Source organism: Cryobacterium cryoconiti (genome assembly GCF_004403065.1).
Taxonomy (GTDB): Bacteria; Actinomycetota; Actinomycetes; order Actinomycetales; family Microbacteriaceae; genus Cryobacterium; species Cryobacterium cryoconiti.
The window spans coordinates 1-22132 of sequence record NZ_SOHA01000027.1 but is presented as its reverse complement, the minus strand read 5'-3'; the positions used below and the strand labels follow the sequence as shown (position 1 = coordinate 22132).

At 70.0% G+C, this 22132-nt stretch carries 18 protein-coding genes; 13 read left to right on the top strand and 5 right to left on the bottom strand.

Annotated elements, in window-relative coordinates; genetic code table 11:
* Positions 1-17 precede the first annotated feature (17 nt).
* Positions 18-407: a PPOX class F420-dependent oxidoreductase gene (locus E3T49_RS08805; RefSeq protein ID WP_134424561.1), complete on the bottom strand. Its 390-nt coding sequence runs from the start codon at positions 405-407 to the stop codon at positions 18-20.
* Between the two features lie 195 nt (positions 408-602).
* Between E3T49_RS08805 and E3T49_RS08800 the strand changes: the two genes are divergently transcribed.
* The 6 genes from E3T49_RS08800 to E3T49_RS08770 all read left to right on the top strand — a co-directional run bounded on the left by E3T49_RS08800 (position 603) and on the right by E3T49_RS08770 (position 8744).
* Positions 603-1274 carry an IclR family transcriptional regulator gene (locus E3T49_RS08800; protein ID WP_134424560.1) on the top strand — a complete coding sequence of 224 codons (672 nt, stop codon included), beginning with the start codon at positions 603-605 and terminating at the stop codon, positions 1272-1274.
* A 55-nt stretch (positions 1275-1329) separates the two neighbouring features.
* A complete protein-coding gene (hutU, locus tag E3T49_RS08795; protein ID WP_134424559.1) occupies positions 1330-2988 on the top strand; it encodes a urocanate hydratase in 1659 nt (552 codons plus the stop codon).
* Between the two features lie 81 nt (positions 2989-3069).
* Positions 3070-4290: an allantoate amidohydrolase gene (locus E3T49_RS08790; RefSeq protein ID WP_134424558.1), complete on the top strand. Its 1221-nt coding sequence runs from the start codon at positions 3070-3072 to the stop codon at positions 4288-4290.
* A gap of 116 nt (positions 4291-4406) precedes the next feature.
* Positions 4407-5861: a formimidoylglutamate deiminase gene (locus E3T49_RS08780; RefSeq protein WP_338145421.1), complete on the top strand. Its 1455-nt coding sequence runs from the start codon at positions 4407-4409 to the stop codon at positions 5859-5861.
* A complete protein-coding gene (gene hutI / locus E3T49_RS08775; protein WP_134424557.1) occupies positions 5858-7069 on the top strand; it encodes an imidazolonepropionase in 1212 nt (403 codons plus the stop codon). The genes E3T49_RS08780 and hutI overlap by 4 nt, the downstream gene beginning before the upstream one ends.
* A gap of 376 nt (positions 7070-7445) precedes the next feature.
* On the top strand, positions 7446-8744 hold the full coding sequence (locus E3T49_RS08770; RefSeq protein ID WP_134424556.1) for a hemolysin family protein: 1299 nt from the start codon (positions 7446-7448) through the stop codon (positions 8742-8744).
* A gap of 4 nt (positions 8745-8748) precedes the next feature.
* Here E3T49_RS08770 and E3T49_RS08765 read toward each other — a convergent pair whose 3' ends face one another.
* Positions 8749-10119: a protein kinase domain-containing protein gene (locus E3T49_RS08765; RefSeq protein WP_241972723.1), complete on the bottom strand. Its 1371-nt coding sequence runs from the start codon at positions 10117-10119 to the stop codon at positions 8749-8751.
* 179 nt (positions 10120-10298) lie between these two features.
* Here E3T49_RS08765 and E3T49_RS08760 point away from each other — a divergent pair, with 179 nt between their 5' ends.
* Positions 10299-10892: a DUF4232 domain-containing protein gene (locus tag E3T49_RS08760; RefSeq protein WP_166785505.1), complete on the top strand. Its 594-nt coding sequence runs from the start codon at positions 10299-10301 to the stop codon at positions 10890-10892.
* A 135-nt stretch (positions 10893-11027) separates the two neighbouring features.
* Here the strand turns inward: E3T49_RS08760 and E3T49_RS08755 are convergent, their stop codons facing one another.
* Complete coding sequence (locus tag E3T49_RS08755; protein WP_134424553.1) at positions 11028-14261, bottom strand: efflux RND transporter permease subunit; 3234 nt, start codon at positions 14259-14261, stop codon at positions 11028-11030.
* Between the two features lie 126 nt (positions 14262-14387).
* Between E3T49_RS08755 and E3T49_RS08750 the strand changes: the two genes are divergently transcribed.
* Entirely contained in the window at positions 14388-14591 is a 204-nt protein-coding gene (locus tag E3T49_RS08750; protein WP_134424552.1) for a dodecin family protein, read from the top strand.
* Between the two features lie 136 nt (positions 14592-14727).
* Positions 14728-15387, top strand: a complete 660-nt coding sequence (yczE, locus tag E3T49_RS08745; protein ID WP_198414241.1) for a membrane protein YczE — start codon at positions 14728-14730, stop codon at positions 15385-15387.
* A gap of 45 nt (positions 15388-15432) precedes the next feature.
* On the opposite strand, the gene E3T49_RS08740 is transcribed toward yczE, so the two are convergent.
* Positions 15433-17451 carry a GGDEF domain-containing phosphodiesterase gene (locus tag E3T49_RS08740; protein ID WP_134424551.1) on the bottom strand — a complete coding sequence of 673 codons (2019 nt, stop codon included), beginning with the start codon at positions 17449-17451 and terminating at the stop codon, positions 15433-15435.
* A 251-nt stretch (positions 17452-17702) separates the two neighbouring features.
* Entirely contained in the window at positions 17703-18890 is a 1188-nt protein-coding gene (locus E3T49_RS08735; RefSeq protein WP_241972722.1) for a M20/M25/M40 family metallo-hydrolase, read from the bottom strand.
* A gap of 46 nt (positions 18891-18936) precedes the next feature.
* On the opposite strand from E3T49_RS08735, the gene E3T49_RS08730 reads away from it, so the two are divergent.
* The 4 genes from E3T49_RS08730 to E3T49_RS08715 all read left to right on the top strand — a co-directional run.
* On the top strand, positions 18937-19806 hold the full coding sequence (locus E3T49_RS08730) for a CPBP family intramembrane glutamic endopeptidase (protein WP_338145420.1): 870 nt from the start codon (positions 18937-18939) through the stop codon (positions 19804-19806).
* A 96-nt stretch (positions 19807-19902) separates the two neighbouring features.
* A complete protein-coding gene (locus tag E3T49_RS08725) occupies positions 19903-20598 on the top strand; it encodes a universal stress protein (protein WP_134424550.1) in 696 nt (231 codons plus the stop codon).
* Between the two features lie 170 nt (positions 20599-20768).
* Entirely contained in the window at positions 20769-21650 is an 882-nt protein-coding gene (locus E3T49_RS08720) for a DUF4097 family beta strand repeat-containing protein (RefSeq protein ID WP_134424549.1), read from the top strand.
* A partial coding sequence (locus E3T49_RS08715) for a PadR family transcriptional regulator (protein WP_134424548.1) occupies positions 21647-22132 on the top strand: 486 nt, incomplete at its 3' end. The genes E3T49_RS08720 and E3T49_RS08715, both read left to right, overlap by 4 nt.

Here is a 22132-nt window from a genome sequence, read left to right as displayed (position 1 = left end):
ACCCACACCCAAGGCGGCTAGGACGCCGTGATGACCAGCGCCACCGAATCGTCCGTCGAGCGGCGCAGGCGCTGAGCCGCACGGAAGGCCCGATACTTCAGGCCGTACTTCGCCAGCAGCGCCGCGTCCAGGGCGGCGAGCGTGTCGGCGTCGCTGTGCACCAGCGCCTGGGCGGCGACCGTCACGGCTCCCGCCCGGACGGCGCCCCGCGCATGGCAAGGGGTCAGCTCGATCCGGGCGGTATGCCGGAGCCGCTTGACCTTGCCGCTCGCGCCACCCGTCGAGACGAGCAACCGGTCGGTGCCCGGCACGATCCAGACCGGGGTCTTCACCGGGTCACCGGTCTTGCGGAACGTGGTCAGGAGAACGTACTCCTCGGCCCCGAGGGCCAGCAGCGCAGATGTCATCCCTGATTATCCCGCGCGCACCCCGGCACCGGCCGTGAACCGACAGCTTTGAGGGGTGCGACGGCACGCGCACCCCCCAAACTCGTCGGTTGACCGACGGAGAGCGATGCGCAGGGATTTTCCTGCTGATTCTTGCCATTAGATGGCAAGTGCGTTTTACTGGGTGACACCAGAACGAGCACCGGGAGCGCAACCATGGCCGAGTCATCCACCCGCACCGTGGAGCGTGCCCTCGACCTGCTCGCCGTGATCTGCGACGCCGACGGCCTCACGCTCTCGGAGAGCTCCCGCGCGGTCGACCTTGCCCCGAGTACCGCGCTGCGCCTGCTGCGCACCCTCGAGACCCGCGGCTTCGTGCAGAAGGCCGACGACGGCGCCTATCGGCCGGGCAGCCGCATCATCCAACTCGGCGCGCAGTCGCTCAGCAGCGAGTCGCTGGTCACCCTCGCACGCCCGTCGATGGAACGGCTGGTGGCCGAGACCGGCGAATCCGTCTACCTCAGCATCGAGGGCCACGGCGCCACCGGGCTGTACATCGCCATCGTCGAGGGCACCCACTCGGTGCGGCACGCGAGCTGGGTCGGCCGCACCGTGCCGTTGGAGCGCTCGGCGGCCGGGCAGGTTCTCACCGGCCACACCCCCGACGCCGGCTACCTGGTCGTCGAGCGCGGCGTCGAAACGGATGTCACGGCCCTGGCCGCGCCGATCCGCTCGGAAGCGAGAACGGTCGCCGCCCTGAGCCTGGTCATCCCGAGCTACCGGGTGGAGCCCGCGGACATCCGTCGCTACGGCCCGCTGCTGGCGAACGCCGCCGCGCAGGTCTCGGCCGGACTCGGCCGCACCGTTCCCGCCGTCCCCTCGAACTGACCAACCACACAAGCACCCGCACCCCCGAACGCCCCGAACCCGCAAGGAGACACCGATGTCGAAATCCCGCCCCGTGCGCGCCGCCCGCGGCACCGAGTTGACCGCGAAGAGCTGGCAGACCGAGGGGCCGCTGCGGATGCTGATGAACAACCTCGACCCCGAGGTGGCCGAACACCCGGAGAACCTCGTGGTCTACGGCGGAACGGGCAAGGCCGCCCGCAACTGGGAGGCCTACGACGCCATCGTGCGCACCCTCACCACGCTGGAGAAGGACGAGACGCTGCTCGTTCAGTCCGGCAAGCCGGTGGGCGTGTTCCGCACGCACGAGTGGGCGCCGCGCGTGCTGATCGCCAACTCCAACCTGGTCGGCGACTGGGCCACCTGGCCGGAGTTCCGGCGCCTGGAGGCCCTCGGCCTGACGATGTACGGCCAGATGACGGCGGGCTCGTGGATCTACATCGGCACGCAGGGCATCCTGCAGGGCACCTATGAGACCTTCGCCGCCGTGGCCGCGAAGAGGTTCGGTGGGACCCTGGCCGGCACCCTCACCCTGACCGGCGGGGCCGGCGGCATGGGCGGCGCGCAGCCGCTGGCCGTGACCATGAACGACGGCGCCGTGTTGATCGTCGACGTCGACGAGTCCCGGCTGCGGCGCCGGGTCGAGCACGGGTACCTCGATGAGCTGGCGCCCGACCTCGACGCCGCCGTCGCCCGGGTGATCCAGGCGAAGACCGAGAAACGCGCCCTCTCGGTGGGCGTGGTCGGCAACGCGGCGACCGTGTTCACCGAGCTGTTGGAGCGCCGGGTGCCGATCGACATCGTCACCGACCAGACCAGCGCGCACGACCCGCTGGCCTACCTGCCGGAGGGCGTGACTGTGAAGGAATGGCATGCCCTCGCCGACGCGGACCCGGCGGAGTTCACCGAGCGGGCCCGCGCATCCATGGCCCGGCAGGTCACGGCGATGGTGGGATTCCAGGATGCCGGCGCGGAGGTCTTCGACTACGGCAACTCGATCCGGGCGGAGGCGGAGCTCGGCGGCTGCACCCGGGCGTTCGACTTCCCCGGGTTCGTGCCCGCGTACATCCGCCCCCTGTTCGCCGAGGGCAAGGGGCCGTTCCGCTGGGTGGCGCTCTCGGGCGACCCGGCCGACATCGCCGCCACCGACACGGCCATCGTGGAGCTGTTCCCCGGCGACGAGCACCTGCGCCGCTGGATCACGAAGGCGCAGGACACCGTGCACTTCGAGGGTCTTCCGGCCCGGATCTGCTGGCTCGGCTACCAGGAACGGCACCTGGCCGGCCTCAAGTTCAACGAGATGGTGGCGTCGGGCGAGCTCAGCGCCCCGATCGTGATCGGCCGGGACCACCTCGACTCCGGCTCGGTCGCCTCGCCCTACCGGGAGACCGAGGGCATGAAAGACGGTTCGGATGCGATCGCCGACTGGCCGTTGCTGAACGCACTGCTGAACACCGCCTCCGGCGCTACCTGGGTGTCGATCCACCACGGCGGCGGTGTCGGGATCGGCCGCAGCATCCACGCCGGCCAGGTGATCGTGGCCGACGGCACCCCCCTCGCCGCCGAGAAGATCGCGCGGGTGCTCACCAACGACCCCGGCACCGGGGTCATGCGACACGTCGACGCCGGGTATGAGCGGGCCGAGGAGGTGGCCCGCGAACGCGGCCTGCGCGTGCCCATGTGGGAGTCTGAATGAGCGGGAGTCCTGGCATGTCGGGCCTGCCGCTCCAGCGCCCCCGTTTACTGTGTGAGGGGTCGCAGTGAGCGGGGCCCGCGCATGAGCGAGCTCGCCCACGGCACGCTCGCCGGGCTCGCCGAGATCGCGGACACCGGCCGGGATGCCCGCCGCGGCGGCTACTCCCGGCACCTCTGGCAGGGCCCCGACCTCGAGCTGCGCGCCTGGTTCACCGAGCGCGCCGAACGACTCGGCCTCGGCGTCGAGACAGACCGCAACGGCAACCTCTGGGCCTGGTGGGGCGAGCCGGGGCCGGATGCCGTGGTCACCGGCAGCCACCTGGATTCCGTTCCCGGCGGCGGCGCCTACGACGGACCCCTCGGTGTGGTCAGTGCGCTCGAGGCCGTGGCGCGGCTGCGGGCATCCGGTTTCACACCGTCTCGCCCGCTGGCGGTGCTCGTCTTCGCCGAGGAGGAGGGCTCGCGTTTCGGAATCGCCTGCCTGGGCTCGCGGCTACTGACCGGCGGGATCGACGCCGGCCGGGCCCGGGCGCTCGTCGACGCCGACGGCGTGACCCTCGCGGAGGCCGCCCACCGGGCGGGGCTCGACCCGGCGCACCTCGGCGTCGACCGCGAGGCCCTGGCCCGAATCGGACTCTTCATCGAACTGCACGTGGAGCAGGGCCGCGGCCTGATCGACCTGGGACGGCCGGTGGCCGTGGCGTCGTCGATCCTCGCGCACGGACGCTGGCGCCTCACCGTGACCGGGCAGGGCAACCACGCCGGCGCCACCCTCATGGGCGACCGCCGCGACCCGCTGCTGGCAGCCGCCCGCGCGGTCGTCGCCGTACAGGATGAAGCCCTGAACCACCCCGGCGCGCGCGCCACGGTCGGCCGCCTCGAGGTGGTGCCCGGCGGAACCAACGTGATCGCGTCATCCGTGCACGCCTGGCTCGACGCCCGGGCGCCGACCGACGCCGCGACCCGCGACCTGGTCACCGCGATCGAGGCTGCCGTCGGCGAGGCCGTGACGGTGAACGGATGTTCCGTGGCCGTCACCGAGGAATCCTGGACCGGCACGGTCACGTTCGACGCGGTGCTCGTGGGGCGGTTCCGGGCGGTGCTGGGCGGCGGGGCACTCGTTCCGGCCCTGCCGACCGGCGCGGGACACGACGCGGGCGTGCTTGCGGCGAGTGTGCCGAGCGCCATGCTTTTCGTGCGCAATCCCACGGGGGTCTCGCACTCTCCGGAGGAATTCGCCGAGGTGGATGATTGCGTGGCCGGGATCGACGCCCTGGCGAGCCTGCTGCGGAGCCTGCTGTGAGCGGGGGCGGGTCTCGACAGGCTCGACCACCGGATGCGGCTCGACTGCCGGCTGCGGCTCGACCACCGGCTGCGGCTCGACTGCCGGCTGCGGCTCGACCACCGGCTGCGGCTCGACTGCCGAATGCTCGGCTGTCGAATGCTCGGCTGCCGGCCGTCGCCTTCTGGTGCGAACTGGCGCTGCTTGACGGGGTGGCCTTGCCGGGCGTGCGCCTCGAGGTGGGCTGGAACGGACGACTCATCGCCGTCACCCCGCACTCCGCACCGCAGCCCGGCGACGTGCGCCTCGGCACCGTGTTGCCGGGGCTGGCCAACGCGCACTCGCACGCCTTCCACCGCGCACTGCGGGGCCGCACGCACGACGCCGCAGGCGACTTCTGGCAGTGGCGGCAGGCGATGTACGCCGTGGCGGGGCACCTTGATCCCGAACGGTATTTCCGGCTGGCGCGGGCCGTTTTCGCCGAGATGCTGGTGTGCGGCTACACCGCGGTCGGTGAATTCCACTATCTGCACCACCGGCCGGACGGCTCCCGGTACCCGGCCGAGCACGCCATGGAACTGGCGCTGGCGGCCGCGGCACGCGAGGTCGGCATCCGTCTGGTGCTGCTCGACACGCTCTACCTCGACGGCGGGATCGGCGTTCCGCTCGCCCCCGAGCAACGCGCCTTCAGCGACGGGTCGGCAGCAGCCTGGCTGGCCCGGTGGCACGCGCTGCGTGCGGCGCTCGGCGGGTCTGACGACGGCCCGGTCGCCGGCGGCACGGACTCCCGCGTCACCCTGGGCGCCGCCATCCACTCCGTGCGGGCGGTGACCGACGCCGCAATGGAGGAGTCGCTCGCCGGGCTGCCCGATGCCGTGCCGCTGCACATCCACCTGTCGGAACAACCGCAGGAGAACGCGGACTGCCGGGCCGCGTACGGGCGCACCCCGACCGAGGTGCTGGCCGGGCTCGGGGCGCTCGCTCCGCGGCTGAGCATCGTGCACGCCACGCACCTCACCGACGGGGATGTGACGTTGATCGGGACATCCGGGGCGACGGTCGTGATCTGCCCGACCACGGAAGCCGACCTCGGCGACGGGATCGGGCCGGCCCTTGCTCTGCAACGGGCGGGCGCGCGGATCGCCCTCGGCTCGGACCAGAACGCCGTCATCGACCCGCTGCTCGAGATGCGCGGCCTGGAGGCCGGCGAACGCCTGGCCTCGGGCCGGCGCGGCCGGTTCGCTCCCGCCGAACTGCTCGCGGCGGCATCGGACAACGGCTACGCGGCGCTCGGACTCGGCCGGCAGCGCCTCGCGCCCGGTGACCTGTGCGACCTGGTGGAGGTGGCGGGCGACAGCATCCGCACGGCCGGATCGCTGCCGGGGCAGCTGCCGCTGACGGCGACGGCCGCCGACGTGCGCCGGGTGATCGTGGGCGGACGGGTCGTCGCCGACTCCGGGGTGCTGGTGGCAGGCGGCTCGGGCGTGCTCGACGGACATCCGCCGGGCGCGCTGAGACCCGAGATTCTGCTGCGCGACGCCCTCGCCATGCTGGGCGAACCCACCACACCCGCGTCAGGAGAACGACCGTGACCACCGAACCGACCGAGCTGATCACCGGTATCCGGGAGCTGACCACCCAGGCGGATGACACCCCGCGCCTCGCCGACGCCGCCCTCGTGATCGCGGAAGGCCGCATCGCCTGGATCGGTCCGGCGTCAGCGGCGCCGGCGGCCGACCTCCGCACGGATGTCGGCGGCCGGGCCGCCCTGCCCGGCTGGGTCGACAGCCACACCCACCTGGTGTTCGCGGGCGACCGGGCCGCCGAATTCGAGGCCCGGATGGCCGGGCAGCCGTATGCGGCCGGCGGAATCCTGACCACCGTGGCCGCCACCCGCGCCGCGACCGAGGATCAGCTCGAGGCCTCGGCGGCCCGGCTCAGGCAGGAGGCCGAGGCGCAGGGCACCACGTTCCTCGAGAGCAAAACCGGCTACGGCCTCGATCTGGCGAGCGAGGTGCGGTCGGCGCGCGTGGCGGCATCCGTCGCCGATGTGGTCACATTCCTTGGCGCGCATATAGTGCCCCCGGGCATCGACCGGCGCGACTACCTCGACCTCGTCACCGGGCCGATGCTCGCCGCCGTGGCGCCGCACGTGCAGTTCGTCGACGCGTTCTGCGAGGTGGGCGCGTTCGATGTGGAGGAGAGCCGGGAGATGCTGCTGGCCGGCCGCGCCGCCGGACTCGGCCTGCGACTGCACGGCAACCAGCTGGGATTCAGCGGCGGGGTTCGGCTCGCGGTGGAACTCGGCGCGGCCAGCGTCGACCACTGCAATCACCTGGAGTCGGCGGACATCGACGCCCTCGCCGGCTCGGCCACCGTGGCGACCCTGCTCCCGGCCTGCGACCTGTCCACCCGGCAGCCGTTCCCGCCGGCGCGGCGACTCGTCGACGCCGGCGCGAGCATCGCCCTGGCCACCAACTGCAATCCGGGCAGCTCCTACACGACGTCGATGGGGTTCTGCGTGGCCACCGCCGTGCTGCAGATGGGCCTGACGATCGAGGAGGCGGTGTGGGCGGCGACCCGCGGCGGCGCCCGGGCGCTGAACCGCGACACGGGTTCGGACGCGGTCGGAGCCCTCCGCGTGGGCGGGCGGGCCGACCTGCAGGTGCTCGACGCGCCATCCGTCGCCCATCTCGCCTACCGCCCCGGCGTGCCGCTGACCTGGGCGGTCTGGCGGCAGGGCGTTCGCTCCGGTGTCGGTCGCAGCCCGGCGCCGCTCGCCCCAGCCCCTCGTGCATAACTCCTGCAAATTGCTCAGCTGCCGGCCAGTCTCCCGCGGAATTCCGCGGATGTCCGGAGCAGGCTACGGATATTGCAGGAGTTATGCACGGGATCCGCTGGCGGGCGGCCGGTGGCCCGCCTGACCGTGGCTCACTCAGGAGATTGGCCGGCTTCGCCACCGGGCACCCCGGGGTTCATCCGCCGGGTACCGATGTGGAGCGGCATCGGCCGGCCCTGGTCACGCGACACCGGGATCTCCGACATCCTGCCCGGCGTGCCCGGCCCGGAAGACCATAAGCGGCAGTAGCGCGGACCCGGCTTTAGACTGATCAGGTGGAGCATTCCCGAAATCCCCACCCGACCAGCCGAAGCGGCCAGCCGGGAACGGTCGCCTGATGGACGGGTACACCCTGTTGAACCTGGGGCTCGTGCTGCTGTTCGTGCTCATCGGAGGCGTGTTCGCCGCGACCGAGATCGCTCTGGTGTCGCTGCGCGCGAGCCAGCTGCACGCCTTGGAACGAGAGGGTCGGCGCGGTGCGACCGTCTCCCGCCTGGCCCGGGACCCGAACCGGTTTCTGGCGGCGGTGCAGATCGGCGTCACCGTCGCCGGGTTCCTGTCTGCCGCCTACGGCGCGTCCACCCTGGCACCCGATATCGCCCCGCTGCTCGAGCGGCTCGGGCTCTCACCAGGGGCTGCGGACACGGTCGCCGTGATCGGCATGACTCTTGTCGTCGCCTACCTCTCCCTGGTGCTCGGGGAACTCGTGCCGAAGCGATTCGCGCTGCAGAAAGCCAGCAGCTTCGCGCTCACGCTCGCACCGCCGCTCCAGGTATTCGCAACCCTGATGCGCCCCGTGATCTGGCTGCTGTCCGTCTCCACGAACGCCGTCGTGCGGCTGCTGGGCGGAGACCCGCACGCCCGGAGTGAACTCATGACCGATGAGGAGCTGCGCGATCTGGTCGACGCGCACGAGGGCCTCGCGATCGAGGAACGGCACATCCTGAGCGAGGTGCTCGACGCGACCAACCGCCTGGTCCAAGAGGTGATGCGCCATCGTGGGGACGTTGACTTTCTGGTCGGCAGCCAGTCGATCCCCGCCGCCTTGGAGGAGATCCGCTCGCTGCCACACTCCCGTTACCCGGTGATCGGCCGCTCCGTCGACGAGGTGCTGGGTTTCGTGCACGTGCGCGACCTCCTGGACCCCGACGCCCACCCCGGTGCGACGACGGTCGCCGAAGTGGCGCGTTCGATTGTCTTCCTGCCCGGTAACAATCGCATCCTGCCGGCCATGACCCAGCTGCGCCGCGCCGGCGTGCACATCGCAATCGTCGTCGACGAGTACGGCGGCACCGACGGCATCGTCACGCTCGAGGACCTCGTCGAGGAGCTCGTCGGTGAGATCCACGACGAGTACGACCTACCGGCCCAGGAACATCCTGCGGCCGAGTTCGGTCATGCCCGGCTGGCCGATGGCGACCTGAACATCGAAGACTTCACGGATGCCACGGGAGTCGAACTCGAGGACGGCCCGTACGAGACCGCGGCCGGCTTCGTCACCTACCTGCTCGGACGCCTGCCCCAGGTGGGCGACACCGTTATGACCGGGGACTACCAGCTGCGGGTCGCCGCCCTCGACGGGTTACGCATCAGCAGCATTGAGGTCGGTGCCCGGCCGAAAGAGGACTCAGCCTGACCGCTCAGTCATCAGATAGGGCGAGGCGCCGGCTTTCCAGGCGCAGTTCGAGTTCGCTGACCACCAGGGCGGCGAGATCCGTGAGGGTGCGGATTTCCGCCTCGGTGATGAGGCGCGGTTCGAAGTCGAGAACACACAGCGTGCCGAGGTTGTAGCCGTTCCGGGTCGTCAGGGGAACCCCGGCGTAGAACTGCAGACCGAATTGCTCGGCCACGAGAGGGTTCGCCAGCGCACGCGGGTCGGCGCGGGCGTTTTCAACGATCCAGGGGCCATCAGACATGATCGCCGAGGCGCAGAGGCCCGGATCGCGTGGGATCTCCTCGATGTCGAGGCCGTGATGCGATTTGAACCAGATGCGATCGGTATCGACGATGCTGACGATCGCGATCGGTACGGAGAACAGCCGGGCGGCCAGTGACGTGATCCGGTCGAATGTGCCGTCGGAGGGCGTGTCGAGAATATCGAGGCGGGTGATTTCCTGCAGCCGCTCTCGTTCGTCACTGGCGAGGTGGTGATCTGCGGCACTGCGGTGACGACCGGTTTCCGCGATGACGGCCTGGTGCAGGGCGAGCACAACCTCGGCGGTCGGCGGCCGCTGCTCCGGCTCGCGGGCCAGCATGGTCGACAGGAGGTGCCGCCACTCCGGGGGGAGTTCCTCCGGGATGGTCGGGTCGCGGTGGAGCCTGGCCAGGGCCGACGGGATCGGTTCCCCGGGGAACGCCGCCTCGCCGGTGAAACACTCCAGCAGAACGAGCCCCAAGGCGTAGATGTCGCTCGCCGCACCGACGTCCTCTCCCCGTGCCTGCTCCGGGCTGAGATAGGCGGCCGTTCCCGTGGTCATCCCCTGGCTGGTCACCCGCGCACTATCCGGGAACAGTGCGATGCCGAAGTCGGTCAACCTGGCGCGCGCCCGAGAATCCGAGCTGTATTCCGCGAGGAGGATGTTCGCCGGTTTGATATCGCGGTGAATGACGCCGCGCCCGTGGATGTAGTCGAGCCCTTCGGCCAGGTCATAGCCGATTTGGGCGATATGCCGGGTCGACATCGGAGGCCCATCGAGTCTCCGGCGCAGGTCGACGCCGTCCACGAGCTCCATCACGAGGTAGATCTGCGGATGCTTCGCCTCCGTCCGATCAACGCCGACGTCGAACAGGGTGACGAGGCTGTGGTGGTTCAGGCTCGCCAGCACGTTGATCTCGGATTGCTGGCGCTGGATGTCGGGTTCGTCGGTGGCGCGGAGTTCAAAGATCTTGATTGCCACGTCCCGCCCGAGGCGTTCGTCGGTGGCACGGTAGACGGAGGCCATTCCGCCACGCCCGATCAGGTCTTTCACCCGGTAGCGTGCGTTCAGGAACTTCGGAAATTGCGTGCTCAACAGACCCCCCCTTTGGGATTGAGTCTAGGTCAGGATCGGTTGGGTCCACTGCCGGTTTCTGTGCGACGGCGTCCCGCCCGGCGAGCGCGCCCAAAGCGTGTGAAACTGGCGTCATGTCGAAGACGCGGAGTGGGAGTCGGGGGTCTGCATCGAGGGGGCGATCACCAGCGGCACTCGCCGTGGTTGCCGTGCTTCTGACCGGATGCGCGGGGCCGAGTTCGCCCCCGCCCGGCACCGGAACGACGGCCACTCCTTCCGCAACCGTTTCGCCGTCCGCGGCTCCGTCCGCGGCCACCACCACGACCCCTGCCCCCGACTCTGCTGCCGGCCCGGTCCCGTGCGGCCGAGCCGATCTGGAGGCGTCCCTGCAGTCGCGGCCGCAGGACAGCGGCGCCGGCAACTTCTTCTGGGACCTGCGACTGACGAACACCGGCGAAGCGGCGTGCACGGTCGAGGGCTACCCGGTGACGACTCTGGTCAGCGCGGCCACGGGCGAGCCGGTCGGGGCCGTCTCCGGCACCGAGCCGGGACGCTGGTACACGGTGACGGTCGTCGCACTGGAGCCCGGGACATCCGCTTACAGCCTGCTGCACCTCGGCCAGGCCGGCGCGTACGGTTGCCCCCTCGTTCCGGTGGACGCTCTCGACGTGACGCTGCCCGGCTGGGACACCGCGAGCCGGGTGGCCACGCCGAACCCCATCGACGGCTGCGACGACGACAGCACGGAGATCGTGCGCACCGGCCCGCTGGCGCCGGCCCCGGTCACGTTCTAGCGCCGCATAACTCCTGCAATTTCGCTGCAGCCTCGGCCATTGCCCCGGAAAACCGCGGCAGTCAGACCCGCGACTCAGGATTTGCAGGAGTTATGCACGCCGGGGACGAGCAACCGGCGCCAGCCCCGGCGCGGGTCAGGCCCGGGAGACGTCCGAGATGGCGCCGGCGGATGCCCGCAGCTCGCGCCGCTCGGCCCGGCGCTCCCGGCCGCCCTCGACCAGGAAATACAGCACGGGCAGCACCACCAGGGTCAGCACGGTCGAGGAGACCAGCCCGCCGATGACCACGAGCGCCAGCGGCTGCGAGATGAAGCCGCCCGTTCCGGTGAGCCCGGCCGCCATCGGCAGCAGCGCGAAGATGGTGGCGAGCGCCGTCATCAGGATCGGCCGCAGACGACGGGACGAGCCGTTGACGAGCGCATCGCGCACCGACTGCCCACTGCGCCGGTACTGGTTGACCAGGTCGATCAGCACGATGGCGTTGGTCACGACGATGCCGATCAGCATCAGCACGCCGATCAGCGAGGGCACACCCAGCGGGATGCCGGTGATCACCTGCAGGGCGATCGCGCCGGTCGCCGCGAACGGCACCGACACGAGTAGCAGCAACGGTTGCAGCAGCGAGCGGAACGTCGCCACCATCACGATGTAGACGATCAGGATGGCGATCAGCAGGGCCAGCCCGAGCTGCGCGAACGCCTCGGTCTGGTCGGCCGTGACGCCGCCGAGTGTGGCGGTCGCCCCCTCCGGCAGGTCGGTGTCGGCCAGGGCTGCGGTCATCTCTGCGTTGGCCGCGCCCAGGTCGTCGATGTTGGGGGTGGCGGACACGGTCGCCGTGCGCAGCCCCTTCGTCGTCGTGAGGGTCGACGGACCCTCGGTCTGCGCGACGGTGGCCAGCGTGTCGAGGGCCACGGGTCCGGCCAGAGTCGGGATCTGCAGGGCGGACAGCTCGGCCGTCGTGGTCGGCGGCGCATCCGTCTGCAGGTACACCGACAGGGTCGTCTCGTCGATCACGATGGATCCGATCACACTGGGCTGCATCGCCTGCGACACCAGCGTGCCGAGGGCGAGCTCGCTCAGGCCCGCGGCGCCTGCGGCACCCCGGTCGACGGTCACCGCGATGTACGGACGCGAGGCTGCGAGGTTGCTCGAGCTCTCCTTGATCGAGTCGAGGTCCTTCACGGAGGCGAGCACCGCGTCGGTGGCCGTCTGCAGGTCGGCGTTCGAGGCGGCGGTTACGTCCACGGCGATATCGGATGACCCGCCGAACCCGCCGCCGGACGAGACGGAGAATTCTCCGGTACCGTCCAGGGCCGTGAGCTGGTCGCGCACGACATCCTGCACCTCATCGGGGTTGGCCTCCCCGTCGGTCGTTATCGAGTAGGTCACGGTGCTCGAGGAGACACCGCCCCCGAAAGCAGCCAGGGCGTTGCCGCCGCCGATGGAGACCTGCACGATCTCGACGCCGTCGGTGCCGCGCAGGGTCTTCTCGGCTGCCGTGGAGGCTTCGTCCTGCGCGGCGAGGCTGGTTCCCACCGGCAGCGTCTGGGTGACCCGGAAGGTGGTCTGCCCGCTCGAGCCGAGGAAGTTGATCTTCATAAAGGGAATCAGGGCCACCGTGCCACCGAGCACGAGCACCGCGACCAGGAGCGTCGCGACGGCGTGGTTCAGGGTCCAGCGGATGACCGGGAGGTAGCCGGTCTGCAGTCGGCTCGGGCGCTCAGCGACTGCGGCCGCGGCGACGCCGTTGTGGCGGGTGCGGCGCGATCCGGTGGTCGAGCTTGTCGAGACCGGCGAGCTTGTCGAGACCGGTGAAGCCAGTGCGCGGGGGGTCTCGGCAGGCTCGACCACCGGTGCAGCCTCGACGGCCGGCACGACGGCAGCGGGAGCGACAGCCTTGGCCGGCCGCAGGAACCAGTACGCGAGCACGGGCACGATGGTCAGCGACACCAGCAGCGACGCGAGCAGGGCGATCGAGACCGTGAGCGCGAACGGGCGGAACAGCTCCCCGGTCGAGCCGCCGACGAACGCGATCGGCAGGAAGACGGTGACGGTGGTGATGGTGGAGGCCGTGATCGCCCCGGCAACCTCGCGCACCGCTCGCACGATGGTCGCGGCGCGATCGGCACCCTCGACCAGGTTGCGGGTGATGTTCTCGATCACCACGATGGAGTCGTCGACGACACGGCCGATCGCGATGGTCAGGGCGCCGAGGGTGAGGATGTTCAGCGAATAGCCCACGCTCTGCAGCCCGATGAAGGTGATCAGCACCGAGGTCGGGATGGAGATCGCGGTGACCAGGGTGGCCCGCACCGAGAGCAGGAAGACGAGGATCACGAGCACGGCGAAGATGAGCCCGAGCAGGCCCTCCTCGGTGAGCGCGTCGATGGATTCCTGGATGAACGGCGCCTGGTCGAAGACCACCGTGAAGGTCGCCCCGGAGACGGCCGCCTCCAGGTCAGGCAGGATCGCCCGGACAGCCTCGGACACGTCGACCGTGTTCGCCGCGGGAACCTTGGTGACCGCGATGGTCAGGGCCGATTTTCCGTCGACGCGGGAGATGCTGGCGACCGGGTTGTCTCCGAGTGCGACGCCCGCGACGTCACCGATGGTGGTGGGTCCCCCGCCGGGTACCGGGGCGATGATCGGCAGCGCGGCGATGTCCTCGGCCTGGTTCAGCTTCGCGCCGGTCTGCACCGACAGGGTCGTGTCGCCTTCGGTCAAGGACCCGGCCGGGATCAGCGACCCGTTCTGCTGCAGCGCACTGCGGATGTCCTGGCTGGTGAGGCCGCGCTGGGCCAGCTGCGCGGCATCCGGTGTGATGGTCACCCGGCGGCCGGCGTCACCGACGAGGGCCGCCTCGCGCACGCCCTCCACGTCACGGATGTCGCCGAGCACGCTGCGCTTGAGGTCGTCGGCGAGGGTCTCGGAGTCGCCGGACACGGCGAGGGACAGCACCGGGAAGTCGTCGATGCTGCCGGAGAGGACCTGCGGGTCGAGGTTCTCCGGCAGGGTCGACTTGATGCGGTTGACGGCCTGGCTGATGCGCGATTCGGCCTTGACCAGGTCGGTGCCGTAGGTGAAGGTGGCGCTCACCAGAGACGCGTTGGTGCTGCTGGTCGTCGAGGTGGATTCGAGGCCGGGGATGCCCTGGATCGCCGTCTCGATCGGCGTCGACACGTCGTCGTTGACCACCTCGGGAGATGCGCCCGGATAGCTCGTGGAAACCACCAGCTGCGGCAGCTGCAGGGAAGGAATCAGCTCCTGCTTGAGGCTGGTCAGGGCGAGGCTGCCGAAAATGGCAACGACGATGGTGATCAGCGCGATCAGCGCCCGGTTCTTCATGCTCAAGACAGCGAGAAAATGCACTCGTTCAGTATCTCATTGCAGAGAGTGCAGACTTCCCGGCCGGGGCAGCCGTTGCTGCCGAGGACGGCGGAGGAGCGTACCCTCACCCGCAAGAAGCCCCATCAACCCGAACGACAAGGAGAAACCATGTCTGTTGCACGCGTAACCACGCTCAGCGTCCGGTCCGACGAATCCTTCGAGCACGCCGTCGCCGCCGGCATCGCCCGGGCGAGCAAGACCCTGCGTGGGGTCTCCGGCGCCTGGGTCAAGGAGCAGAAGGTGGAGGTGACCGACGGCGAGATCACCTCGTTCGACGTCGTGATCGAGGTCACGTTCGTGCTCGACGACTGAGCCCGGGCAGCGCCCGAGCAGCCGGCCCGACAGGTCGCGGGCGTCGCGGGGGCGGCATCCGCGACGCCGGGCACGGTCGGCCCGGCAACGTCAGGTCAGACCGTTGCGTGGTGGCGGACCAATAGTGTGGACTTCCATGACCCGTCGCCTCGCCCAACTCCTCATCGGCCTCTTCCTGTACGGCCTGGGGATCGCGCTGATCGTGCGCGGAGAGATCGGCGTTGCCCCGTGGGACGTCCTCACCCAGGGCATTTCGGGCCGCACCGGCCTCGGCTTCGGGCTGGTCACCGTCCTGATCAGCGGCGTCGTGCTGCTGCTCTGGATCCCGCTACGTCAGAAACCGGGCGTGGGCACCGTGCTGAACGCCCTCCTCGTCGGGCCGGCGGCGGATGTCGGCCTCTGGCTGATCCCGACGGGTCTCGATCTCTGGGTACGCATCATCCTGTTCGCGGCGGGGCTGCTGGTTCTGGCGATCGCCACGGGCCTCTATATCGGCGCTCATTTCGGTCCCGGCCCGCGCGACGGATTGATGACGGGTCTGCACAGGCGCACGGGCTGGCGCATCTGGATCGTGCGCACGGGCATCGAGGTGACCGTGCTCAGCATCGGCTGGGCGCTCGGTGGCAACGTGGGCATCGGCACGGTGCTGTTCGCACTGCTGGTCGGCCCGCTCTGCCACTGGACCATCCCGTTCTTCGCGATCACCCGGCCCACAGCTGAAGACGCCCGGCTCGAGGAGACCCTCGAGGGTTCGGTGCATCCCTCCGATCCGTCGATCGACAGCCCGGCGAACTGACCCGGGCGCGAAATTGGGGTTACACCCGCACCATTCGCGCTTGAACTACTCGACCAGGGGTTCATCCCGGACGAGATCGACCAGCCAATCCGCCAGCATCCGTCCGTACACCGGGTCAGCGGCCCGGTCGTGCTGATATGCGTGCCAGCGCCGCGCATCCGCGGAGGTCGTCGAATGGCGCGAGATGAAGTCGGTCAGCGGACAGCCGTCGAGCCCGGTCGGGTGCGGCGATGCCAAGCACAGAAACTGCCAGTGGTACGCGAGGGCGCCGAGAGCGCTCCGCACCGTGTTGGGTTGCAACGGGACGACGAACGCGGCCACCCAGCCAGGTACCTCCGCTGCCGGCATGGGACGGGCGAAGACATACCCCTGCCCCAGCGGCACTCCGAGAATGCTCGCGGCCTCCGCCGTCCCGACGTCCTCAAGTCCTTCGATCACGACGCCGACGCCGAAGTCGCGACCCATCTGGGTCAGTGCCGAGATGACACGCAGCGTCTCCACCGGCCTGGACCGGATCTCGTCGAGCAGGCCACGGTCGAGTTTGATCGCATCGAAAGGAAGCGCGAAGAGGCGCTGGAGAGTGCTGTAGCCCGAGCCCAGATCGTCGAGGGAGAGCCCCACGCCAAGGTGGAGGAGTCGGTCGATCGCCTCGATCTGCACATCAGCATCCATCGCCAGCGTCTCCAGCAGCTCCAGGCCGAGCCGGCCAGGCTCGATGCCATGGCGCCGGATCGCGTCGCCGACCCATCGTGCACAGTCCGGATGCCGGAGTGTCGACGGCGAGAGATTCACCGACACCCCGGTTGAGAGGCCCTCATGGTCCCACTGGGTGAGGCAGGCGAGAGCCTGGTCCAGGCCCCGCCGGAACAGCTCGTCGAGATCGGCCTCATCCAGGGCGGGAAGGAACCGTGCCGGCACCAGCACCGTGCCGTCCGCCAACGTCAACCGGGCCAGTGCCTCGACCCGGTGGAGCCCGCCGGTGCGCAGGTCCAGCACCGGTTGCATGAACATGGACAGCCCCCCGGCGAACAGCCGATCCCGAAGGGACCGGGCGGCAGGCGCATCGGTCGTTTCCGCGACAGTGTCGACGTGCCGGTGTAGCGCAGCCTCGGGAGGGTCCGGGGCCAGCGACCACCAGAGGCCCGCGGGCCGGGACGCACGGGTCTGACGGAGCGCGGCGTCGGCTCGATGGAGGAGGGAACCGGCCGGGCCGTCTCTCGGGATGCGGGCCAATCCCATGCTCACGGCGATGGCGCAGTCCTGGCCCCGGCCCCGATGCGCGATCGAGAAAGGCGCCTCCACGGCCCCGTGCAGGCGCGCCAGAGAGTCCGCTAACCGGGTCCCTCCGTCGATGTTCTCGAGGACGACGGCGAACCGATCACCGCCGAGACACGCCAGGAAGTCCCCATCCGCCAGCCGATCCCGCATCCGGCGCCCGAGTTGTTTGAGCAGGCTGTCGCCCGCCTCGTACCCGAAAGCGCCGTTGATCGATCGGAGCGAGATGACGTCGACCATGGCCAGGGCTGCCCCCGGACGCGCTCCGCGCTCGGACAGATGCAGATCCAGAGCGCGGCGGTTCGGCAGGGTGGTCACCGGATCGTGGCTGGCCTGGAACCGCAATTCCTCCTGGTGTGCCATGCGTGCGGTGATGTCACGCTGGACGCTGACAAAGTGGGTGATGGTTCCGTCATCGTCACGAAGCGGCCTGATGCTCAGGCTATTCCAGAAGGGGGAACCGTCCTTTCGGTAGTTGAGAACCTCGCCCTCGTACGGCTCCCCGCAGTTCAGCGCCCGCCGGATTGCCGCCGTGACCGCCGGGTCCGACCCTGGCCCTTGCAGCACACGGCAGTCGCGGCCGAGGAGCTCGGTTTCGCCATAACCCGTGATGGCGGTGAAGGACGCGCTGACGTGAAGAATTCTCTGCTGCGGATCGGTGATCAGGGAGGCCTGGGACGTGGCGGCAAACGCCCGAACCAACACTCCCCCGGTCTCGTTCCCGGTCGGGCCGACCGGCGGCAGGTCGGGGAAGGTGGCTCGCAGGCCGGACTCGGACGCAACTGACATTCGCGCGCGCGCGGGCCAATGATGGGTCACGACGTCGAACGACCCTCAGAGGTTTCTCTCATTGGCCCGGCCTTCCCGATGTGTACGGATGCGGCCAAAACCTGTCTCCCCCACCCGGACCGCCAGCCAGGACCGGCACCGGTCGAACCATAAGTTCAATGGAAAGATTACCGGCCGGGGCCGCCGCGTTCAAATCCGCTCGTCTCCGCGGCCAATGCGCAGGAAGACGACGCCGGCGAGAGACGCCGCGGCTACGCGCAGAAGTCGGCGATCGTGCGGGTCAGGATGTCAGTGAGGGCATCGACGGATTCCGCGTCCGCCCACTCCGTGTCGGCGTGCGCCCCGCCCCCGTCGACGCCCACGACCAGGCAGGGGATGCCGGCCTCGTGCAGCAGTCCGGCATCGGTCCAGAACGGCTCGCCGCGGATCTCCGGCGAGCGCCCGAGCACGTGGGTGGCGTGGGCGCTGACGGCGCGCACGATCGGCCACTCGGGATCGGCCTCGAACGCCCCGCGCGCCACGAGCCGCCTCAGCCGGAAGCGGAACCCGGCGACGCTCCCGGCGAGCCGCTCCAGCAGCGCCCGGAGTTCGGCCTCGACCTGATCGGGGCTCTGTCCGGGCAGCATGCGCCGCTCGATCGTGAGCGTGCAGGCGGCGGCGACGGTGGCGGCATCCGTGCCCCCGGCGATGGTCGAGACGCGCACGGTGCCGTGCCCGAGCAGCGGATGCGCCGGCGCCGCCTGGATCCCGGCCCGCAGTTCGTCGAGGGCGCGCAGCACCAGGCCGGCGTGCGCGATGGCGTCGACACCGCGCTCGGGCTGGGACCCGTGGGCGGCCAGCCCGGTGAGCTCCACCTCGAACCAGGCGAAACCGCGGTGCGCGAGCGTGAGGGCCAGCTCGCTCGGCTCGGCCACGATCGCCGCGTCGGCGCGGAAGCGGCGCAGCACCTCCATGGTGCCGAGGCTGCCGAACTCCTCGTCGGCGACCAGGGTCACGATGACGTCGCCGGCGAGAACGGATGCGCCGGTCGCCGCCGCGGTGTCGGGCACCGGAGCCCCGACCCCGGTCGCCCGGGCCGCCGCGACCAGGATCGCCGCGACGCCACCCTTCATGTCGAAGGTTCCCCGGCCGGAGACGCGCCCGTCCCGGAGCTCGCCCGAGAACGGGTCGCCTGCATATCCGCCGACGCCCACGGTGTCGAGGTGCCCGTTGAGCATCAGGGAGCGTCCTCCCCCGGTGCCGCGCCGGATGCCGACGATCGTGGGGCGCCCCGGGTGCTCCTCGAGTCGGTGCACCTCGAACCCGCGCCGGGTGAGCCACTCGGCGCACCAGGCTGCGATCATCCGTTCGCCGGCGGCCCCCGGAACCAGGTCGGGGTTGACCGAATCGATGCCGACGAGCGCCTGCAGCACCCCCACCGCTTCGCTCTGCGCTTTCACACCCCCAACCTAGCGGCGACGCCAGGGCGGTTGGGTACCATATTCCATGGATGATGGCGCGAAACGGGAAACCGGCACCGGCTCGGACGCGAGCGCCGGGCCGGCTACACCAGGCGAACGGATGCGCCCCCGCGCCTCCTGGGGACTCGTGCCCGCGGCGCTGCTCGCCGCGTCGGCCGTGGTGCTGTTCGGCCTGCGCGAACCGGTCCCCGGCTATGCGCTCCTTGCCGCCGGCCTCGGGCTCGCGTTCGTGCTGGACCGTCCCCTGTTCAAGGACCTGCTGCTGCTCGCGATCGGGCTGCTGATCGTCAGCACCATCTCGGTCGAGGCCGACATCAGCTACCCGAACATGGTGCTGATGGGCACCGTGCTGACCCTCGCGGTGCTCGTGCCCTACCTGCTGTCCCGCTACGTGTTCGGCGACCATGCCATCCGGTTCCCGATCCGCACCGGCCAGCGCTGGACCACCGTGGAGAAGTGGTACCTGCCGCTCGTGCTGCTGCTGGGCTACCTGATCCTGCCGACCTATTTCATCCGCTCCGGCGCCTACCTGAACTGGCCCACCGTGACCGCCCCGGACGAGATCGCCCGGCTGTTCGTGGGCGTCGGCTTCGTCGGCATCTGGGACGAACTCTTCTTCATCTGCACAGCCTTCGCCCTGCTCAGGCGGCATTTTCCCGACTGGCAGGCCAACCTGCTGCAGGCCGTGATCTTCACCTCGTTCCTGTGGGAACTGGGCTATCAGAGCTGGGGGCCGCTGATGACGTTCCCCTTCGCGCTGCTGCAGGGCTACACATTCAAGCTCACCAACTCGCTCACCTACGTCGTGGTGGTGCACCTGCTCTTCGACGCGGTGGTCTTCCTCGTGATCGTGCACGCGCACACCCGCGAGTGGCTGCCGATCTTCCTGTACTAAGGGAAGGGAGCCGGAGCCCCCTCGGCGAGTGAGCAGGCACACGGATGCCCGCCCGCCACCCTTGCGGGTTCGGCACAGGCCGCCAATGCTGAAGGCATGTGGGCAGAAGGCGTCTGGGTGACACCGCTCCTGGTGGTCATCGGCTGGGTCCTGGTGGGACTCGCGGCAGCGTTCGTGATGATCCGACGCGGCCACGACGCTCTGATCTGGCTGGCACTCGGTCTGGCCGCGGGTCCGTTCGCCATCGCGCTGGCCGGGCTGGCCGTCTTCCTCGAGCGGGAGGAGCTGGCCGAGGCCGCCGTGGTGCCCGGCGAGTCCCTCGAGGGAGACGTGCGCGTTCTGGTCTGCATCGACGGCTCGGAGGCGGCCGACCATGCCGCCGTCACGACCGTGCTGCTCCTCGGGGCCCGACTCCAGACGGTGACCCTGCTCACGGTTCTGGACTTTGACACGGCCCTTGACACCGCCCCGGAGAAGCTCGACCGCATCGCGGCCGGCATCCAGTCCGGTGCCGTGACCCGGCTCGCCGAACTGGCCGTGCACCCCTACAGCACGCGGGCCACGGGCAGCGCCGCGGACCAGATCCTGCGTCGGGCCGGCTCAGGCGCCTACGACCTCCTCGCGCTCGGCGCGCACCGGCAGCGCCGCTCCCGTTTTCTGGGCAGCGTCGCCCGGGAGATCGCCAACAAGTCCTCGATCCCGCTGCTGACCGTACGGGCTGCGCCGGTCGAATCCATCGAAACGGCCGAGCGTGCCGCCGGCCGCGGGCTGAGCCCCGATCCCGAGCCCTGATGCGGGCGGCGCTCGCACGCTGAGCCTCGCCTGAGAATGCGGCCCAGAGTGCCGGTGGACACTTGCCCCCGCGTGACACGCGATATATCGTGAATGTCACCAAGACGCGATATATCGTGAAAATGAGGTGGGCATCCGTAGCCGGAGGCCGCACCACTAAGGAGAATTCCATGGCTTTGGAAAAATGGCTCGTGACCCCCGGGCAGGCCAAGGTGATCGATGTCGAGACCGTGCGCACGCTCAAGGTGGGCATGATCGGCGGAACGATCGACGTGATCGGCCACGACGAACCCGGCACGCGCATCGAGGTGCACAGTGTGACCGGCAAGGACCTCAAGATCTCGATCGACGGCGACACCCTGGAGATCGACCACCCGCAACTTCGCTGGGACAACTTCCTCGACGTGTTCGCCTCGTTCCGCGGCACCGCGAAGGCCGACGTCAGCATCATGGTTCCTCGCGATGTCGCTCTGAAGCTCGGCGTCATCTCCGCTGAGGCCCTCATCTCCGGCCTCACGACCGGCGTGCGCCTCAGCACGGTGTCGGGTGAGATCGTGGTCGACGGCGTCACCGGCGACCTGGAGCTCAATGCCGTGAACGGCGAGATGAGCGTGCGCGACCACGTGGGCGGCATCATCGTGCACACGGTGTCCGGTGATTGCACGGCGAGCGGGGCCATCACCCGGTTCAGTCTCGACGGTGTGAACAGCGAGGTGTTCCTCGACATCGAGGGCACCCCCGACTCCATCAACACCAACACGGTCAGCGGCAACCTCACGGTGCGCCTCGGCGCCGACGTGGCCACCCGCTACCGCCTGAACACCGTCTCGGGCACCCTGCAACTCGACGACCAGACCATCCGCGGCACCTTCGGCAAGGGCTACGAGTCCAGCACCGGCACCCTCGAGGGCCACTGGCTCGAACTGCAGGCCAACTCGGTTTCGGGCGACATCACGGTGGTGCGTCAGCACGTCGAGACCGCGGCCGCAGCCTCCGGCCAGGCCGACGCCGAACCCGGCGACGCCCACGCTCACGGGGAGGTCTGGGAATGACCCCCGTCTTCGCCCACGGCAGTCTCCGCCTCTACCTGCTCAGCCTGCTCGCCGACCAGCCCCGGCACGGCTACGAGCTGATCCAGGCGCTCAGCGACCGCTTCGGCGGCACCTACATCCCGAGTGCCGGCACGATCTACCCCCGACTGGCCAAGCTCGAAGAAGAAGGACTCGTCACGAAGTCGACGGATGGCCGCAAGACCGTCTACGAGATCACCGACGCCGGACGCGCCGAACTCCAGGCCCGCCAGGCAGATCTGCACGACCTCGAGACCGAGGTTGCCGACTCCGTGCGGCGACTGGCCGACGAGGTGCGCACGGGGGTCAGTGCCGCGATGCGCAGTCTGCGCCTCGACCTGGCCTCCGCCAAGCGCCAGGCCGGCGATGCCCGCAGCGCACGCAAGGCGGGCACGTACGCTGCGACCGCGGCCGGCAACGCGGCGCGAACCGCGGCCGGAGCCGCCGCCGGCGCGGCAGCCGGT

What these genes read in the sequence shown, in the direction of transcription:
- E3T49_RS08805 (WP_134424561.1), bottom strand. Translation starts at nt 407, where the DNA reads ATGACATCTGCGCTGCTGGCCCTCGGGGCCGAGGAGTACGTTCTCCTG.
- E3T49_RS08750 (WP_134424552.1), top strand. Translation starts at nt 14,388, where the DNA reads ATGTCTGTTGCACGCGTAACCACGCTCAGCGTCCGGTCCGACGAATCC.
- hutU (WP_134424559.1), top strand. Translation starts at nt 1,330, where the DNA reads ATGTCGAAATCCCGCCCCGTGCGCGCCGCCCGCGGCACCGAGTTGACC.
- E3T49_RS08790 (WP_134424558.1), top strand. Translation starts at nt 3,070, where the DNA reads ATGAGCGAGCTCGCCCACGGCACGCTCGCCGGGCTCGCCGAGATCGCG.
- E3T49_RS08740 (WP_134424551.1), bottom strand. Translation starts at nt 17,451, where the DNA reads ATGTCAGTTGCGTCCGAGTCCGGCCTGCGAGCCACCTTCCCCGACCTG.
- E3T49_RS08800 (WP_134424560.1), top strand. Translation starts at nt 603, where the DNA reads ATGGCCGAGTCATCCACCCGCACCGTGGAGCGTGCCCTCGACCTGCTC.
- E3T49_RS08720 (WP_134424549.1), top strand. Translation starts at nt 20,769, where the DNA reads ATGGCTTTGGAAAAATGGCTCGTGACCCCCGGGCAGGCCAAGGTGATC.
- E3T49_RS08730 (WP_338145420.1), top strand. Translation starts at nt 18,937, where the DNA reads ATGGATGATGGCGCGAAACGGGAAACCGGCACCGGCTCGGACGCGAGC.
- E3T49_RS08770 (WP_134424556.1), top strand. Translation starts at nt 7,446, where the DNA reads ATGGACGGGTACACCCTGTTGAACCTGGGGCTCGTGCTGCTGTTCGTG.
- yczE (WP_198414241.1), top strand. Translation starts at nt 14,728, where the DNA reads ATGACCCGTCGCCTCGCCCAACTCCTCATCGGCCTCTTCCTGTACGGC.
- E3T49_RS08725 (WP_134424550.1), top strand. Translation starts at nt 19,903, where the DNA reads ATGTGGGCAGAAGGCGTCTGGGTGACACCGCTCCTGGTGGTCATCGGC.